Annotated in this window: 16 protein-coding genes; 9 read left to right on the forward strand and 7 right to left on the reverse strand. The window is 61.7% G+C overall.

Annotation, left to right across the window (positions count from 1 at the left end; translation table 11 throughout):
- Positions 1-189: 189 nt before the first annotated feature.
- Positions 190-1089 carry a lipid A hydroxylase LpxO gene (gene lpxO / locus TU74_RS18325; protein WP_047291238.1) on the forward strand — a complete coding sequence of 300 codons (900 nt, stop codon included), beginning with the start codon at positions 190-192 and terminating at the stop codon, positions 1087-1089.
- Positions 1090-1324: 235 nt separating this feature from the next.
- On the forward strand, positions 1325-1870 hold the full coding sequence (locus TU74_RS18330) for a histidine phosphatase family protein (protein ID WP_047275081.1): 546 nt from the start codon (positions 1325-1327) through the stop codon (positions 1868-1870).
- Positions 1871-1905: 35 nt separating this feature from the next.
- On the opposite strand, the gene bkdR is transcribed toward TU74_RS18330, so the two are convergent.
- On the reverse strand, positions 1906-2397 hold the full coding sequence (gene bkdR / locus TU74_RS18335) for a Bkd operon transcriptional regulator BkdR (RefSeq protein WP_047275082.1): 492 nt from the start codon (positions 2395-2397) through the stop codon (positions 1906-1908).
- Between the two features lie 207 nt (positions 2398-2604).
- On the opposite strand from bkdR, the gene TU74_RS18340 reads away from it, so the two are divergent.
- From TU74_RS18340 to lpdA, 4 genes are read left to right on the forward strand one after another with little or no spacing between them, the layout of a single operon-like run.
- A complete protein-coding gene (locus tag TU74_RS18340) occupies positions 2605-3840 on the forward strand; it encodes a 3-methyl-2-oxobutanoate dehydrogenase (2-methylpropanoyl-transferring) subunit alpha (protein ID WP_047275084.1) in 1236 nt (411 codons plus the stop codon).
- A gap of 4 nt (positions 3841-3844) precedes the next feature.
- On the forward strand, positions 3845-4900 hold the full coding sequence (locus TU74_RS18345) for an alpha-ketoacid dehydrogenase subunit beta (RefSeq protein WP_047275086.1): 1056 nt from the start codon (positions 3845-3847) through the stop codon (positions 4898-4900).
- On the forward strand, positions 4901-6187 hold the full coding sequence (locus TU74_RS18350; protein WP_048377280.1) for a dihydrolipoamide acetyltransferase family protein: 1287 nt from the start codon (positions 4901-4903) through the stop codon (positions 6185-6187). It begins immediately after the preceding gene.
- Between the two features lie 2 nt (positions 6188-6189).
- Positions 6190-7578: a dihydrolipoyl dehydrogenase gene (gene lpdA, locus TU74_RS18355; protein ID WP_048377281.1), complete on the forward strand. Its 1389-nt coding sequence runs from the start codon at positions 6190-6192 to the stop codon at positions 7576-7578.
- A 55-nt stretch (positions 7579-7633) separates the two neighbouring features.
- Here lpdA and TU74_RS18360 read toward each other — a convergent pair whose 3' ends face one another.
- Positions 7634-9277: an ABC1 kinase family protein gene (locus tag TU74_RS18360; RefSeq protein WP_048377282.1), complete on the reverse strand. Its 1644-nt coding sequence runs from the start codon at positions 9275-9277 to the stop codon at positions 7634-7636.
- A 185-nt stretch (positions 9278-9462) separates the two neighbouring features.
- Here TU74_RS18360 and TU74_RS18365 point away from each other — a divergent pair, with 185 nt between their 5' ends.
- Together TU74_RS18365 and TU74_RS18370 are read left to right on the forward strand one after the other, a co-directional pair.
- Positions 9463-10848, forward strand: a complete 1386-nt coding sequence (locus TU74_RS18365) for a nucleobase:cation symporter-2 family protein (protein WP_047275093.1) — start codon at positions 9463-9465, stop codon at positions 10846-10848.
- A gap of 145 nt (positions 10849-10993) precedes the next feature.
- On the forward strand, positions 10994-11254 hold the full coding sequence (locus tag TU74_RS18370) for a helix-turn-helix domain-containing protein (RefSeq protein ID WP_047293819.1): 261 nt from the start codon (positions 10994-10996) through the stop codon (positions 11252-11254).
- Between the two features lie 3 nt (positions 11255-11257).
- Here the strand turns inward: TU74_RS18370 and TU74_RS18375 are convergent, their stop codons facing one another.
- The 5 genes from TU74_RS18375 to TU74_RS18395 are packed head-to-tail and all read right to left on the reverse strand — an operon-like array spanning position 11258 to position 15689.
- Complete coding sequence (locus TU74_RS18375; protein WP_047275097.1) at positions 11258-12028, reverse strand: ABC transporter permease; 771 nt, start codon at positions 12026-12028, stop codon at positions 11258-11260.
- Complete coding sequence (locus TU74_RS18380; protein ID WP_047282538.1) at positions 12025-13224, reverse strand: ABC transporter substrate-binding protein; 1200 nt, start codon at positions 13222-13224, stop codon at positions 12025-12027. Before TU74_RS18380 ends, TU74_RS18375 begins: the two co-directional genes overlap by 4 nt.
- Entirely contained in the window at positions 13190-14032 is an 843-nt protein-coding gene (locus TU74_RS18385; protein ID WP_047282539.1) for an ABC transporter ATP-binding protein, read from the reverse strand. The genes TU74_RS18380 and TU74_RS18385 overlap by 35 nt, the downstream gene beginning before the upstream one ends.
- On the reverse strand, positions 14032-15099 hold the full coding sequence (locus TU74_RS18390) for an acyl-CoA dehydrogenase family protein (protein ID WP_047282540.1): 1068 nt from the start codon (positions 15097-15099) through the stop codon (positions 14032-14034). The genes TU74_RS18385 and TU74_RS18390 overlap by 1 nt, the downstream gene beginning before the upstream one ends.
- 32 nt (positions 15100-15131) lie before the next feature.
- Positions 15132-15689, reverse strand: coding sequence for a carboxymuconolactone decarboxylase family protein (locus tag TU74_RS18395; RefSeq protein WP_048377283.1), 558 nt, complete (start codon positions 15687-15689; stop codon positions 15132-15134).
- A 101-nt stretch (positions 15690-15790) separates the two neighbouring features.
- Here TU74_RS18395 and TU74_RS18400 point away from each other — a divergent pair, with 101 nt between their 5' ends.
- Entirely contained in the window at positions 15791-16702 is a 912-nt protein-coding gene (locus TU74_RS18400) for an AraC family transcriptional regulator (RefSeq protein ID WP_048377284.1), read from the forward strand.
- Positions 16703-16714 lie beyond the last annotated feature (12 nt).

The following is a 16714-nucleotide window of genomic DNA, read 5'->3' on the forward strand; positions in this document are numbered from 1 at the left end:
TCAACACGACCAAAGAATGTAAGCAAAAGTGTATAAAACCTTCACAAAAGCTGGAAAATGCCTAAAGGGCTGATTTAACCTTGCCCTTTAACATCCCTCCTGTTGCACCTGTGCGCGGTAATTCTTACGTTTCCCGAGCCATTTGCGTGCTAACAGGGCGGCGTTTTCTCTCGACTTGTGACGATACTCTTGAAACTCATCATTATTGCTGTCTACGTTTTGTCCATCGCATATGTCCACTTGCGGGGCAAGGTTCGGCATAAGCTGAGCCGTCAATTAAGCGACCATTCAACCTTTCTGGCACCGATCAACTGCTTTTTGTACCTGTTCTCCAAAGTCCCCAGCCAGCCTTACTTCAAGCCTGAGGACTTCCCGGAACTGCAACCGTTGCAAGCGCACTGGGAAGAGATCCGCGAAGAAGCCCGCAAGCTGATGCACGCGGGCGAGATCAAGCGCTCAGAGCAACCGAATGACGTGGGTTTCAACTCGTTTTTCAAAACCGGTTGGAAGCGCTTCTACCTCAAATGGTACGGCGACAATCACCCTTCGGCCGTGGAGCTGTGCCCACGCACCATCGAACTGCTCAATGGCATTGGCACGATCAAAGCCGCCATGTTCGCCGAGCTGCCGCCCGGCTCAAAGCTGGTGCGCCACCGCGATCCGTACGCAGGTTCGTTGCGTTACCACTTGGGCCTGGACACGCCGGACGATCCAGGGTGCTACATCAACGTGGACGGTCAGAATTACGCGTGGCGTGACGGTGAAGCCGTGATGTTCGACGAAACCTTCATCCACTACGCCGAAAACAAGACAGACAAAAACCGCATTATTTTGTTCTGCGATGTCGAGCGGCCGATGCAGTACCGCTGGGCGGCGGCGTTCAACCAATGGTTCAGCCGTACCGTCATGGCCTCTGCCAGCTCGCCGAACGACGCCAATGACAAGGTCGGCGGCCTGAACCGTGCGTTCACCAAACTGTACAAAATCCGCCTGCGCGGCAAGGAACTGAAAAAGCGCAACCGCACACGCTACTACCTTGAAAAGTGGGCCATTTTCGGCGGCTTGCTGGCGCTGTTCCTGCTGATCTGAACCGCTCGCCCGTTGACCCCGACACCCGCAGTCGCTCACCTGTGAAGCGGCTGCGCGGCGCTTGCTACCCTCCTGCCCCACGTCTCACGCCTCACGTCGTTCCCGCACCTTGTGTTAATCAGCCATCATGGCAATGCGCCTTGAGTTGCGAAAGCGCGCCCATATACTGGTTGGCGTGTGCTTGTTGAACCGCCCTGGCAGGCGATTGTGTGACAGGACTCTGGAGGTCTGCACCATGCCCATTCGTCTCAGTTTTATTTGCCATGCCCGTACCGAAGCCCAGCGTCTGGGCCGGTTCCCGCAAGATGAGCCGGCAGAAAGCAAAAGCCTGGAAAAAGCCGGGCAACTGGCCACAGTGCTGAAAAAACCGGTGCGGATTCTCTGCGCCCCTGAGACCCGAACCTTGCAAACCGCCCATGCCCTGGGCAGCGAAATCGAAATCGTGCCCGCGCTGGAAGAATACGATTTTGGCGACTGGAGAGGCCAAAGCCTGTCTGACCTGCAAGAGAGCACCCCGCAGGCCCTGGCGGACTGGCTCAGCAACCCCTATGCCGCGCCCCACCATGGCGAGTCGGTGCAAGACCTGTGCCTGCGGGTGGGCGCCTGGCTCGATGAATTCCGCGAGGAAGGCCATTTTGCCGTGGTCACGCATCCGTTCGTGATCCGCGCCGCCATTTTGCATGCCCTGGCGGCCAGCACCGCTTCGTTCAACCTGATTGACATCGAGCCGTTAGCGGTCGTGGATTTGCGTTTTAACGAACGCTGGCGGCTGCGATTCTGAGCTGAGGCAACTCGAGGCGGGTCCCCGCATCCGGTTTAGCGTTCTTCGAGCACCAACCCGCCCGGCGGCAACGGCAGCGCAGTTTTATAGCGCACTTGCTTAAGGGCGAAACTGGAGCGGATGTTGGCAACGCCGGGGACTTTGGTCAGGAAGTCCATCATGAAGCGCTCCAGCGCCTGAATGCTCGGCACCAGTACGCGAATCAGGTAGTCGGGGTCACCCGCCATCAGGTAGCACTCCATCACCTCGGGCCGGTCCGAGATGGCCGCCTCGAAATGTTGCAGCGCCTCTTCCACCTGCTTTTCCAGGCTCACGTGAATAAACACATTGACGTGCAGGCCGAGCATGTCGGCATCGAGCAAGGTCACTTGCTCGCGAATCAACCCGCGCTCTTCCATCGCTTTGACCCGGTTGAAACACGGGGTGGGCGACAGGTTGACCGAGCGCGCAAGGTCCGCATTGGTGATGCGCGCGTTCTCCTGAAGGCTGTTGAGAATCCCGATATCCGTTCGATCCAGCTTGCGCATGAGACAAAACCACCTGTTTTTTATGTTTATGCAGAATTCTTATCCTTATTCGCCGTAAAGCACAACGAACTACAGATAAATATTCTTCACTGTCCGGAATATGATTGTTGTAGGACAAGATCTGCCGGTTGAACTGACATTTCTTGCATGCAGTACCTAGCTCCCGCGCCCTAATAAAACACGACAAGATCGAGCGTAGAGAAAGCCATGAATCAAGACTATGCACCACTGCGCCTGCACGTTCCCGAACCTTCCGGCCGTCCCGGCTGCAAGACCGATTTCAGCTACCTGCGTCTTACCGACGCCGGTTTGGTACGCAAGCCGCCCATTGATGTAGAACCGGCAGACACCGCAGACCTGGCCAAGGGCTTGATCCGCGTACTCGACGATCAGGGCCGGGCCTTGGGGCCGTGGGCCGAAGGCGTCCCGACCGACGTGCTGCGCGCCGGGATGCGGGCGATGCTCAAAACCCGCATCTTTGACACCCGCATGGTGGTTGCCCAACGCCAGAAAAAGATGTCGTTCTACATGCAAAGCCTGGGCGAAGAAGCCATCGGCAGTGCCCAGGCGCTGGCACTGAACCTTGACGACATGTGCTTTCCGACCTATCGCCAGCAAAGCATTCTCATGGCCCGCGACGTACCGCTGGTGGACCTGATCTGCCAGCTGCTGTCCAACGAGCGCGACCCGCTCAAAGGCCGCCAGTTGCCGATCATGTATTCGGTACGCGATTACGGCTTCTTCAGTATTTCCGGCAACCTCGCCACCCAATTCGTCCAGGCCGTGGGCTGGGGCATGGCGTCGGCCATCAAGGGCGATACCAAAATTGCGTCCGCCTGGATCGGTGACGGCGCCACCGCCGAATCCGACTTCCACACCGCCCTCACCTTCGCTCACGTGTACCGCGCCCCGGTCATCCTCAACGTGGTGAATAACCAGTGGGCCATCTCCACGTTCCAGGCCATTGCCGGGGGTGAATCCACGACATTCGCCGGGCGTGGCGTGGGGTGCGGCATCGCCTCCCTGCGGGTCGACGGCAACGACTTCATCGCCGTTTACGCCGCCTCGGTATGGGCCGCAGAACGTGCGCGCCGCAATCTGGGCCCGACGCTGATCGAATGGGTCACTTATCGCGCCGGCCCGCACTCAACATCTGACGACCCTTCCAAGTACCGTCCTGCAGATGACTGGAGCCACTTCCCGCTGGGTGATCCGATCATTCGCCTCAAACAGCACCTGATTGCCACCGGCAACTGGTCCGAAGACGAACACGCTGCCGTCAGCGCAGAACTCGAAGCCGAAATCATCGGGGCACAAAAGGAAGCCGAACGCTTCGGCACCCTGGCGGGCGGGCAAATGCCGAGCGCCGCAACGATTTTCGAGGACGTCTACAAAGACATGCCCGAGCACTTGCGTCGGCAACGTCAGCAATTGGGGTTATAACCAGATGAACGACAACAATAAAATTCAGATGGAGAACGCCGTGAGCACCAGCACCATGACGATGATCCAGGCCTTGCGCTCGGCCATGGACGTGATGCTTGAGCGCGACGACAACGTGGTGGTATTCGGCCAGGACGTGGGTTACTTCGGCGGCGTGTTCCGCTGCACCGAAGGCTTGCAGGCCAAATACGGCAAGTCGCGGGTGTTTGACGCGCCCATCTCCGAAAGCGGCATCGTGGGCGCCGCGGTCGGCATGGGCGCGTATGGCCTGCGCCCGGTGGCCGAGATTCAGTTTGCCGACTACTTCTACCCCGCCTCCGACCAGATCGTGTCCGAAGCCGCCCGTTTGCGTTACCGCTCAGCCGGGGAATTCATAGCCCCGATGACCCTGCGCATGCCCTGCGGCGGCGGGATCTACGGCGGCCAGACCCACAGCCAGAGCCCCGAAGCAATGTTCACCCAGGTCTGCGGCCTGCGCACCGTGATGCCGTCCAACCCTTACGACGCCAAGGGCTTGCTGATCGCCTCCATCGAAAACGATGACCCGGTGATTTTTCTCGAACCCAAGCGCCTGTATAACGGCCCGTTCGACGGTCACCACGAACGCCCCGTGACCCCGTGGTCCAAACACGCCGCCAGCTTGGTGCCGGACGGCTACTACACCGTACCGCTGGACTGCGCCGCCATCGTGCGCCCCGGCACAGAAGTCACCATCCTGACCTACGGCACCACGGTGTACGTGTCACAAGTGGCGGCCGAAGAAACCGGCATCGACGCCGAAGTCATCGACCTTCGCAGCCTGTGGCCGCTGGATCTGGACGCCATCGTCAACTCCGTGAAAAAGACCCGCCGCTGCGTCGTCGTGCACGAAGCCACCCGCACGTGCGGTTTTGGCGCCGAGCTGATCGCACTGGTTCAAGAGCACTGCTTCCACTATCTGGAAGCGCCGATCGAGCGTGTCACGGGCTGGGACACCCCTTACCCGCATGCTCAGGAGTGGGCCTATTTCCCCGGCCCGGCGCGAGTGGGAGCGGCTTTGCAACGGGTTATGGAGGTCTGAATGGGTACGCACGTTATCAAGATGCCGGACATTGGCGAAGGCATTGCGCAAGTGGAACTGGTGGAATGGTTCGTCAAAGTCGGTGACATGGTCAGCGAAGACCAGGTGGTCGCAGATGTGATGACCGACAAGGCCACGGTGGACATTCCTTCGCCAGTGGCGGGCAAGGTGTTGGCTCTGGGCGGCCAGCCCGGTGAAGTGATGGCCGTGGGCAGCGAACTGATTCGCATCGAAGTCGAGGGGGCCGGCAACCTGCGCGAAAGCGCAGCCGCCCCCGCCGAACCTGCTCCTGCGGCGGCGGCGCCAAAAGCGGCACCCCAGGCCCGGGTCGAAGTGGCCGCCGTGACCGCGCCGCCCGCCAAACCGGCGGTGGCTCCGGCCTCACGCCCGGCGCCGGTGGCCCGTGAAGCCAATGAGCGCCCGCTGGCCTCGCCGGCCGTGCGTAAACGCGCGTGGGACGCCGGTATCGAGCTGCGCTTTGTGATCGGCACCGGCCCGGCTGGCCGCGTGCTGCATGACGACCTTGATGCCTATTTGGCCCAGGACACGCAAACCAGCCCTGCGCCGGTCGGCAGTTACGCCAAACGCAACGACGAACAACAGATTCCGGTGATCGGCCTGCGCCGCAAGATCGCTGAGCGCATGCAAGATGCCAAGCGCCGGGCCGCGCATTTCAGCTATGTCGAAGAAGTCGACGTGACCGCCCTCGAAGAACTGCGCGCCCAGCTCAACCAGAAATGGGGCGACAGCCGCGGCAAGCTGACCCTGCTGCCATTCCTGGTTCGGGCCATGGTTGTGGCGCTGCGTGACTTCCCGCAGATCAACGTGCGCTACGACGATCAGGCACAGGTCATCACCCGTTTTGGCGCCGTGCACGTGGGCGTCGCAGCGCAAAGCGACAACGGCCTGATGGTGCCGGTGGTCAAGCATGCCGAAAGCCTGACGCTGTGGGGCGCCTCCGATGAGATCGCCCGGCTGGCCAATGCCGTGCGCACCGGCAAGGCCGCCCGTGAAGAGTTGTCGGGCTCGACCATTACCCTGACCAGCCTCGGTGCGCTGGGCGGGATCGTCAGCACGCCGGTGGTCAACCTGCCGGAAGTGGCGATCATTGGCGTCAACCGCATCGTCGAGCGCCCGGTGGTGGTCAAAGGCCAGATCGTGGTGCGCAAAATGATGAACCTCTCCAGCTCGTTCGACCACCGGGTGGTGGACGGCATGGACGCGGCACTCTTTATCCAGGCCATGCGTGGCTTGCTCGAACAACCTGCCACCCTGTTTGTGGAGTGAACATGCAGCCAACTCAACACACCACGCTGCTGATTATCGGCGGCGGCCCCGGCGGTTACGTGGCGGCCATCCGCGCTGGCCAGCTGGGCATACCCACGGTCCTGATCGAAGGCCAGTCGCTGGGCGGAACCTGCCTGAATGTCGGCTGCATTCCGTCCAAAGCCCTGATTCACGTAGCCGAGCAGTTCCACACCACGCAACGCTACAGCGCGGGCGGTTCGCCCTTGGGGATCAAGACCACGGCCCCGACCCTGGACATCGGGCAAAGCGTGAGCTGGAAGAACGGCATCGTCGATCGCCTGACCACGGGCGTCGGCGCGTTGCTGAAAAAGAATGGCGTCAAGGTCATCCATGGCTGGGCGAAGATTCTGGATGGCAAGGCCGTTGAGGTCGACGGCCAGCGCATCGAGTGCGAACACCTGCTGCTGGCCACCGGCTCAGAAACGGTCAATCTGCCGATACTGCCACTGGGCGGCGCCATTATTTCGTCCACCGAAGCACTGAACCCCACACACATTCCCAAACGCCTGACCGTGGTGGGCGCCGGTTACATCGGGCTTGAGCTGGGGATCGCCTACCGCAAGCTGGGCGCGGAAGTCACGGTGGTCGAAGCCCGCGAGCGCATCCTGCCCACCTATGACATGGAGCTGACGCAGCCGGTTGCCGAATCCCTCAAAGCGCTGGGCATCACGCTGTACCTGGAACACAGCGTCGAAGGGTTCCAGGCCAGCACCGGCACCTTGTCGATGCGCAATCGCATGGGGGAAAGCCAGACGCTGGAAACCGATCAGGTGCTGGTGGCGGTCGGCCGTCGCCCGCGCACGCAGGGTTTCAATCTGGAAACCCTCGCCTTGACCATGAACGGCCCGGCGATCCGTGTCGACAACCGCTGCCAGACCAGCATGCGCAACGTCTGGGCGATTGGCGACCTGACCGGCGAGCCGATGCTGGCCCATCGCGCCATGGCGCAGGGGGAAATGGTGGCCGAGATCATTGCTGGCCAACAACGTGAGTTCAGCCCGGCGGCGATCGCGGCCGTGTGTTTCACCGACCCTGAAATCGTCGTGGTCGGCAAGACCCCGGCCGAGGCTGAGGCCGCAGGGCTGGATTGCCTGAACGCCAGCTTCCCGTTTGCGGCCAATGGGCGAGCCATGACCCTGGAGTCCAAAAGCGGCTTCGTGCGGGTGGTGGCGCGGCGTGACAATCACCTGATTGTGGGTTGGCAGGCCGTCGGTGCGGGTGTGTCGGAATTGTCCACGGCCTTTGGCCAATCACTGGAAATGGGTGCGTGCCTGGAGGACATTGCTGGCACCATCCACGCCCACCCGACCCTGGGCGAGGCAGTGCAGGAAGCCGCGCTGCGCGCACTGGGGCATGCGCTGCATATGTAACACCGTGCCGTGCACGAGGCGGCGTCCGGCCTGACCGGCGCCGCTTCGTTTTTCGTCAGGAACCTTTGAACAGGCTCCACAAGAACGCCAGCAACCCGCCCAGCGTGGCAATCCCCGCCAGCCAGCCGATGGCCGAGAGCCCTTGCCATACGGGTCCCGCCGCCGCGATCTGGGGGCCAAAGGCGATCAACAACGCACTGATCAACAGCGCCAGCGACAAGCGCGTTGAAGCCAGGCGCAGTGAGCGCTCCAGCTTTTCGATCCCCGGCAGGTCGACTTTCAGATCCAGCACGCCGTGCTTGAGGCGATGCACCATCAACCGGGTCAATTTCGGCAAATCTTCCAACACACCGCGCCCCAACTGCAGCCCGTCCATTGCGAGGCGCTGGGCAACGTTCCAGCTCAACTGCTCGCGGAGCATCTTCTGCACCGCAGGTTGGGCGGTTGCGACCAAATCCAGCTCCGGGTCCAGCCGGGTCAACACGCCATCGGCTGTTATCAGCGCCTTGAACAGCACCAGCAGGTCCGGGGGCAACAGCAAGCGGTATTCACGCATCACCGTCAAAAAATCACGAATCAGCGCACTCATGTTCAACGGCTGGCGGGTGTGCTGTGCCATGTATTGACGCGCCGCACGTTCGATCTGGGTCACGTCCTGCACCCGTTCGCCCTGCCAGTCGATCAAGACCGAGATCAGGGTTTCAGTACTGCCTTCGGTCAACGCACGCATAAATGTCATGACCTCCAGACGCCGCCGCTCATCCAGGCGCCCGACCATGCCGAAGTCGATAAATCCGACGCGGTTTTCACTCATGGCCCGCAGATTGCCGGGGTGCGGGTCGCCATGGAACAGGCCGTCCTCCAGCAACATCTTGATGAAGGCTTTGGCGCCGCGTTGCGCCAACAGGCTTGGGTCCAGGCCTTGGGCAATCAACGCCTCGCGCTCCAACGGCGTGAAGCTGGGGAGAAATTCCTGCACCAGCAGCCGCTGGCTGCTGTAGGCCCAATGTATACGCGGGATCACGATGGCGGGGTCGTGTTCAAAATGCTGCGCCACGCTGTCGCAATGCTGGCCCTCCTGGGTGAAATCCAGCTCTTGCAGCATCGCCCGCGCCAGTTGGCGCACCATCTGGCGGGGCTGATCCACCGCCAGCGCCTCGTTTTGCTCAATCAACTGGGCGACGCTTTCCAGCAGTTGCAAGTCCGCCGTCATTTTGCCCCTCAGCCCGGGACGCTGAACCTTGACCACCACCTCCTCGCCCGTGTGCAAACGTGCGCGGTACACCTGCGCCATGGAAGCCGCGGCCAGCGGCTGGGTGTCAAACACCGCGAAAACCTCTTCCAGCGGGCAGCCCAGGTCTTCAAGCACCTGCACGTGCAGCGCCTCCCACGGCACGGTCGAGGCCTGACTGTGCAGCGCCTGCAGTTCTTCGACCCAGTGCGGCGGCAGGATGTCGCTGCGGCTGGCCAGAATCTGCCCGCACTTGATAAAGGTCGGGCCCAGGGCTTCTAACGCCATGCGCACGCGCTGCGCGCTGCTGGCTGGCAGAGCCTCACCCGGTTCTGCGCTGACCTGGGCGAGCAAACGCCCCAGCCCCAGGCGCACCACCACGTCCTGCGCGCCAAAACGCACCAGGGTGGCGATGATCTGATGAAGGCGGCGGTGATGTTTGACGGCGGTCCAGGTGGGTTCGAGCATGGGCACGGGTCCTTGTTTCTGGGGGGCTGACAGCCGGGGCGGCTCTATCTGGGACCGTCGGCGGGCCTAAACATTCGACTGATTAAAGCCTGCGACCGGTTCAATGGCACGCTTGGGTACGCAAACGCTGGGCGTGCTGGCCTAACACCAGTAGAATCGCGCTCTTTTTTCCAAGGGCGCTCGCCATGACCTCTCCCAAAACGCCGCTTGAAGCCGAGTCCCAGAACAGCGATCTGGTCTTTGGTCTTGAGGACCGCCCCAAGCCGTGGATCGGCTTTCTGGCGGCCCTGCAACACTTGCTCGCCATCATTGTTCCGATCGTCACCCCCGGCCTGCTGATCTGTCAGGCGTTGGGCGTGTCCAGTCGCGACACCAACCTGATTGTCTCGATGTCGTTGGTGATTTCGGGGATCGCCACATTTGTGCAGTGCAAACGCTTCGGCCCATTCGGTGCTGGCTTGCTGATTGTGCAAGGGACCAGTTTTAACTTCGTCGGCCCGTTGATCGCGGGCGGCGCGTTGATGGTCAAGCAAGGCACGCCCGTCGAAAGCGTGATGGCGGCGATCTTTGGCGTGGTGATTGCCGGTTCGTTCGTTGAAATGGGCATCTCGCGGGTGCTGCCTTTCGTCAAGCGCATGATTACCCCGCTGGTGACCGGCATCGTGGTGTTAATGATCGGCCTGACGCTGATCAAGGTCGGCCTGATCAGCATGGGCGGCGGCTTCACCGCCATGGGCAATGGCACGTTCGCCAATGGCGAAAACCTGATGCTGTCAGGCGTGGTGCTGGCGATCATCGTGATCCTCAACCGCATCCCGCTGGTGTGGATGCGCAGCTGCGCCATCGTCATCGCACTGGCGGTGGGCTATGCGCTGGCAGGCTATCTGGGGCGTCTGGATTTTACCGGCATGCACCAGGCCGAGCTGTTTCAAGTGCCGGTGCCACTGCACTTTGGCCTTGGGTTCTCGTGGGCACTGTTCATTCCGATGCTAGTGATTTACCTCGTCACTTCGCTGGAAGCGATTGGCGATGTGACGGCCACCAGTAAGGTGTCACGCCAGCCCGTCGAAGGCCCGGTGTGGATGCAACGTATCAAGGGCGGCGTACTGGTCAACGGGGCCAACTCGCTGCTGGCCGGTATTTTCAACACCTTCCCCAGCTCGATCTTTGCCCAGAACAATGGCGTGATTCAGCTGACCGGCATTGCCAGCCGCCACATCGGCGTCTGGATTGCCGCCATGCTGATCCTGCTCGGCCTGTTCCCGAGCGTGGCCGGGGCGATTCAGGCTGTGCCCGAGCCGGTACTGGGCGGTGCAGCCATGGTGATGTTTGGCGCGGTGGCCGCATCGGGCATTAACATTCTGGCCAGCATCACCCTGGACCGTCGTGCGCTGCTGATCATTGCCGTGTCGCTGGCGCTGGGCCTGGGCGTGTCGCAAGTGCCTGAGTTCCTCGCCCACATGCCGGCGGCGTTACGCAACGTACTGGAATCGGGCGTGGCGACCGGCGGTATCTGTGCGCTGCTGCTGAACTGGTTCTTGCCGGAAGCCGAGCAAAAACCAGGCATTTAAGTCGATAACCGGGCAGGCTCCCCGCTGATCCTGCCCGATTATGAGACTCACCCCGCACGCTGGCGACATGCCACATTCCAGGCTTTTCCTCTTGCGGCGCTTCCAGTACTCTTTTTCCATCCCCCAGCCTGAAACAGGCGTCGATATGAATACCTACGGAAAACGACTGCAGCAGGAACGCATGCGCCTGGGCCTGACGCAACAGCAACTGGCGCAGGCCGGTGGAGTCGGTCGGCACGCGCAAAGCCTGTATGAGCGTGACATGACCCTGCCCCGCGCCAACTACCTGGCGGCCATCACGCTGGTCGGAATCGACGTGTTGTTCGTCCTGACCGGCCGCCATACCCCGCACCCGCCTCACCCGCACACTGAAACATCCGGTAATGGCCAGCTCAGCGAGCGCTGAGTATCAGGCCGCGTGTACCCAGCGTCGATGCAGGCCACGGGCCAGTGCATCCAGCGCAAACCCCAGCACACCGATCAACAGCACCATGGCCATCAGTTCTGAATAGGCCAGCCGGTCGCGGGTGTCGAGAATGAAATAGCCCAGCCCCGCACTCACGCCGAGCATTTCGCAAGGCACCAGCACGATCCACAAAATCCCGATGGAAAGCCGGACCCCGGTCAGCACATGCCCCAACACACCGGGCAGGATCACCCGGCGCAAGGTTTCCCAACGCGTAGCACTCAAGCTGCGGCTCAGTTGCAGCCAGCGCGGGTCCAGTTGGCGTACCCCCGCAATGGTATTGAGCAAAATCGGCCACACGGCGGCAAAGGTCAGCAAGAAGTAGATGGGCTGATCGCCCACGCCCATCAGCATCACCACCACCGGCATCCAGGACAGCGGCGAAATCATGCGCAGGAATTGAAAGGCGGGCGTGGTGGCGGCCTCCAGATTACGCGAGCCGCCTATCAGCAGCCCTAATGGCACGCCGATCAATAACGCCATCACCAGGCTGACCACGATGCGCTTTAGGCTCACCCCAACGTTCTCGTACAACTGAGCGCTGCCCAGTAATTCGTACAGACTGACAAACGTGGCTTGCGGCGAAAAGCGGGCCGCCAGCCCCTGTTCACTGCCCAGCCACTCGACACCCAGCCACCAGGCCAGCAACAGGCTCAACAGCCCTGCGCCACCCAGTAGCCATTGCCGCGCGGTGGAAGGTGCTGGCCCAGTCAAAAGCCAAACTCCTCGGTGCGTTCAAAGCTGTCTGGCAAACCGAATGCCTTGAGCCCGCCCACGGCGGCGATGCTGTTTTTGACGAAGCGGTCATCGACCAGATCGGTCGCCACATGCGCGGGGTCCAGGCCCGCCAAAAACTGATTGTCGCCCTGAATCAGCGTGTGCTTGAGCCGCGTGACCAGCTCTTCGGTATAGCTGGCAAAGGGATAAGGCTGAAAATCAATGCGCTGTTCATCCCAGTCGCCATGCTGAATCGCCCCCGCCGCTTCATAGCGCGCGCGATCGCTGGCGGCAGGCGCCAGGACTTTTTGCAGCACGGCACTGCTGTGCGGCGTGTACCGGTTTTCTCCGTCCTTGGCCAGCAACTGGGCGGCGGCCTGTCGGTTATCGCGGGTCCAGAGCTGCGCCTTGACGATGGCGTTGACCACTTTTTGCGACCATTCAGGCCGGTTGTTCAGGTCATGCTCGTGCATGAACACCACGCAGCACGCGTGATTGCGCCACAGATCGCCGGTGAAGCGCTGTACGCGGCCGACGTTCAAGTCTTCGGCCAAGGCATTGAACGGCTCGGCCACGATGTACCCGGCGATGCGCTTGGTCGCCAAGGCGGGCGGCATGTCGGAAGGCGGCATGACCACCAGGTTCACTTCATTGGCGGCCAGCGTGCTGCCTACCGGGCGTGTGACCGGTTGCAAGCCGTTGTCGCGAAACAGCTGTTGCACCACCACGTTGTGGATCGAGTACCAGAACGGAATCGCGATGGATTGGCCGCCCAGTTGCCGGACCTCTTGGATGTCGGGGGCTACGGTCAGCCCGGAGCCGCCCACGTGATTCCAGGCCACGACTTTGGCAGGCACTTTGCTGCCGTAACGCGCCCACACCGTCATCGGCGAGAGCAAGTGAATCACGTTGACCTGCCCGGAGATAAAGGCTTCGATCACCTGCGCCCAGCTGCGCAGCAACACAGGGCGCTCAGCCTTGATGCCCTCGGCCTCGAACAGGCCATTGTTGTGCGCCACCAGCAACGGCGTGGCGTCGGTGATCGGCAGGTAACCGATGCGCACCGGCGCATCCGGCTCGGCCGCCGCACGGGCCTGCAGGCTGCTGAGCATCGGCAAGGCGCCCGCCGCGGTGAGCATGGCGCTGAGTTTTAAAATGTCACGCCGAGTGTGTGTGAAGTCGTCCAGGCACATGTGCTAGCTCCAGCGAGTCGCGTAAAGGTTCAAGGTCAGGGGTGCGGCTCGCCCGCCGAAGGGTTTTGAGAATGTCGATGCGCAAAGCGCCCAGCTCCTCGACCCGGTCTTCACGCGGTTGCGCAAGGTCGATGCGCCACTCACCGACAGTCCGCGCCGGGCTGTGGCCCAGTAGCAGAATCCGGTCGCTGAGCAGCAGGGCTTCGTCAATATCGTGAGTAATCAACAGCGCCGCCGTGTTGTGCCGCGCAATCACGCTGAGCAACAACTGCTGCATGTCGGCGCGGGTGACTTCGTCCAGCGCACCAAACGGTTCGTCGAGCAACAGCACTTGGGGCTGACGCGCCAGGCAGCGGGCCAGCGCCACCCGCTGCGCCATGCCGCCGGACAACTGCGCCGGGTACTGCCCCCTTGCGTGTTGCAAGCCCACTTCCGTAATGGCCTGATCGACCCGCGCCTTGCGCGCTGCGGCGGCCACTTTGGGCTGGCGGGCGAAATCCAGCCCGAAGGCGACGTTATGCTCAAGGTTCAACCAGGGCAACAGGCTCGGGTCCTGAAACGCCACCGCGACCCGGGGGTGCGGTGCGGTGACCGCTTCGCCCAACAAGCTCACCGTGCCTGAGTGCGGGGTTTGCAACCCTGCCAGAACCCGCAGCAGGCTGGATTTGCCCACCCCGCTTGGGCCCAGCACTGACACGATTTCTCCGGGTGCCAGTTGCAGGTCGAACCCCTCCAGTACCGATTGCCATCCCTGGCCCCGGGCATAGCCCAGGGTGATGTCACGCGCGTCCAGCAAGACCGTGCTCATCACGCGCTGACCTTGGCCTGACGCAGCAACTCGGCCCGCAGTTGCACCAGGCTCGGGGTCACGATCGGCACAAAGGCCGACTCGCGCCAGCGTCGGGCGAACGCGCTGCCATGGGCACACAGGTAGGCTTTGCCGCCACTGGCTTGCAGTTCGAACTGCACCGCGCTGGCCGTGGCTTCTGCCAAGGCAATGCGGATGTTAAACAGGGCCGCCGGGTTCGTCAGGAACCGACCCTCCAGCAGGCCGGTTTTCAAGGCGTCCACCTGAGCTTCCAGGTGCGCCTTTTGTTCATTCAACAGTTCGAGCAAACCGGAGCGCGGACCTTGCAAGTGCGCTTCGGCCTCCTGCAACGAGCGTCGTGCCAGGCCGATCGACAGCCCGCATTGCAGGCCTAAAAACGCCGGGCGCACGGCAGGCAGAAAGACTTTGGCGTTGTCGTGCAACAACCATTCTTGGGCGACCTGCACCGCCTGGAAGTCGAGTGCGGCCGTGTTACTTGACTGCAACCCCATCAATTCAAGGTCATCGGAACGCTGCAGGCCCGGCAAGCCGTCAGGGATTGCCAGCACAAAAGGCGCGCCGCCCTCTTCACGCTCAATGGCCGCCGCGACCACGAACCCGCTTTTGCGCAAATTAGTGACCCAGTGCAACCGACCGTCCAGCGCCCAACCATTGGCGTGGGCACGGGCGCGCACTTGCAACGATTCAATCCCGGACAAAAATTTCATGGCGTTGGACAGCCCGGTGGCGCCCGCCAATTGGCCACTCAGCAAGTCAGGCAGCAAGCGTTCGCGCAGCCCGGTGTTGGGACTGTGCAACAGGTATTCGATAAAAGCGCGCTGGCCCCAAAACACAAAAGCCGAAGCCAGGGAATGGCTGGCAACGCTGGCCATTACTTCCAGTGCATCGGCCAGATTGCCGCCGGTGCCACCCAGCTGTGGGCTGATGCCGACCCGTAGCACATTGGCCGATGCCAGTTGCGACAGGACGTGTTGCGGGTCACTGTGGCCGAGGTCCAGCGCCTCGGCTTCGGCATCCAGCCAATGACTCAGTACAGGGTCTAGCATGTCGATTTCTCCTTTAAATCGGGACCGCCGGATTACTCAGGACGGGTCCAGCTATAACGCGCCAGTTCAGGGTTCAACGGCGTGCGGGCGAACACGTTAGCAAAATTGCACAAGGTTGCCAGGCTTACGCCCAGAATCACTTCCAGCGCCTGCCCTTCGGTGAAACCGGCGGCCTTGAATTCGCTGTACGTGGCGTCGCTGACGTCCCCGCGCTTGGCAATGACTTCGCGGGTAAACGCGGCCAGCGCTTCGAGGCGCTCTTCAGGCAGCTCAGTTTGCCCGCGCAGGGCGGTGACGACTTCGTCGGGCAGTTTGGCCTTGTTCTGCGCCACGGCGGTATGACCTGCGACACAGAAGTCGCACCCATGGCGCGTTGCTGCGATCAATTGCACCACTTCCCTTTCCGGCAGGGTTAGCTCAACCTTGCCGTTGATGCCCGAAACCGTGACATAAGTCTCCAGTGCCGCCGGCGCATTGGCTAGAATCCCCAACAGGTTGGGAATGAACCCGGCATTTTTCTGTGCGGTTTCCAGGTATGGCTTCGCGGCTTCGGGAGCCGAATCGAGGGTATGAAGCGTGACACGAGACATGAAGTGACTCCTGCAAAAGGTGTCGGAACAGTCTGTTGGTTATAAAAATTTGATTCCATATTCTAAAGTAGCGATTACTTGCTTCTGAGTGTTTCCATTAGATGAATTCGTCCAGTCCCCTGATTGATTGGTTATTAGAAAGCCTTGAGCTAGACGCCAGCCTGTTCCATGTCGGGCGCTATTGCGGCGGATGGCACAGCAGCACTCACGGGCTGGCCCGCGCCAGTTTTCACGTCGTGGTACAGGGCCATTGCTGGCTACACGTGGAGGGGCAGGCTCACGGCGTGCAATTGAACGCCGGGGATGCGCTGTTTTTGCTGCAAGACCCGGACTACCGGCTTTCCAGCGCAAATGACGCCGGGCTGGCCGCGCAGTTGCCGCGTCAGGCCATGCAGGCACTCGATCCGCACGCCGACGAGGGCGTCGGATTGGTGTGCGGCTTTTTTCAATTTCAGCCGGGGCTGTCTGACCTGATCCTTGAAGCCCTGCCCGCTTGGTTGATCCTGCGTGCCAACGACCCGTCCTCCAGCGCGGCGCGCACTGTTTTCCAGTTGATTCTGGATGAGTGCGAGCGTGTGCCAGCCCCTTCATCGGCCTTGCTGGAGCGGCTGAGTCATTTGTTGTTTCTGTACGTGCTGCGCCAGCAAGTCAGCCACAACCCCGACCTCGGCGGCCTGGTAGCCCTGGCGCGGCAACCGGCATTTTCTACCCTGTTGCAACAATTGATCGAACATCCCGAGCAGCCGTGGACCCTGGAAAGCATGGCAGCGTGTACTGGCCTGTCGCGTTCGGCGTTTTTCAAGCGCTTCAGTGAACATGCCGGGCAATCCCCCGGTCATGTCTTACTGGCCTTGCGCATGCGCCACGCCTGCCAGTTGCTACAGACAGACCACACCGTCGAACAAGCCTGCGCAGCGGTGGGCTATCACTCCATTGCAGCGTTTACCCGGGCGTTCACCAAGTCCATCGGTGTGCAACCGGGCGCGTATCGCAAGCAGCATGAACGCCGCTGACCTCCCCCTTCG

The organism is Pseudomonas lundensis, from assembly GCF_001042985.1.
GTDB lineage: Bacteria > Pseudomonadota > Gammaproteobacteria > Pseudomonadales > Pseudomonadaceae > Aquipseudomonas > Aquipseudomonas lundensis.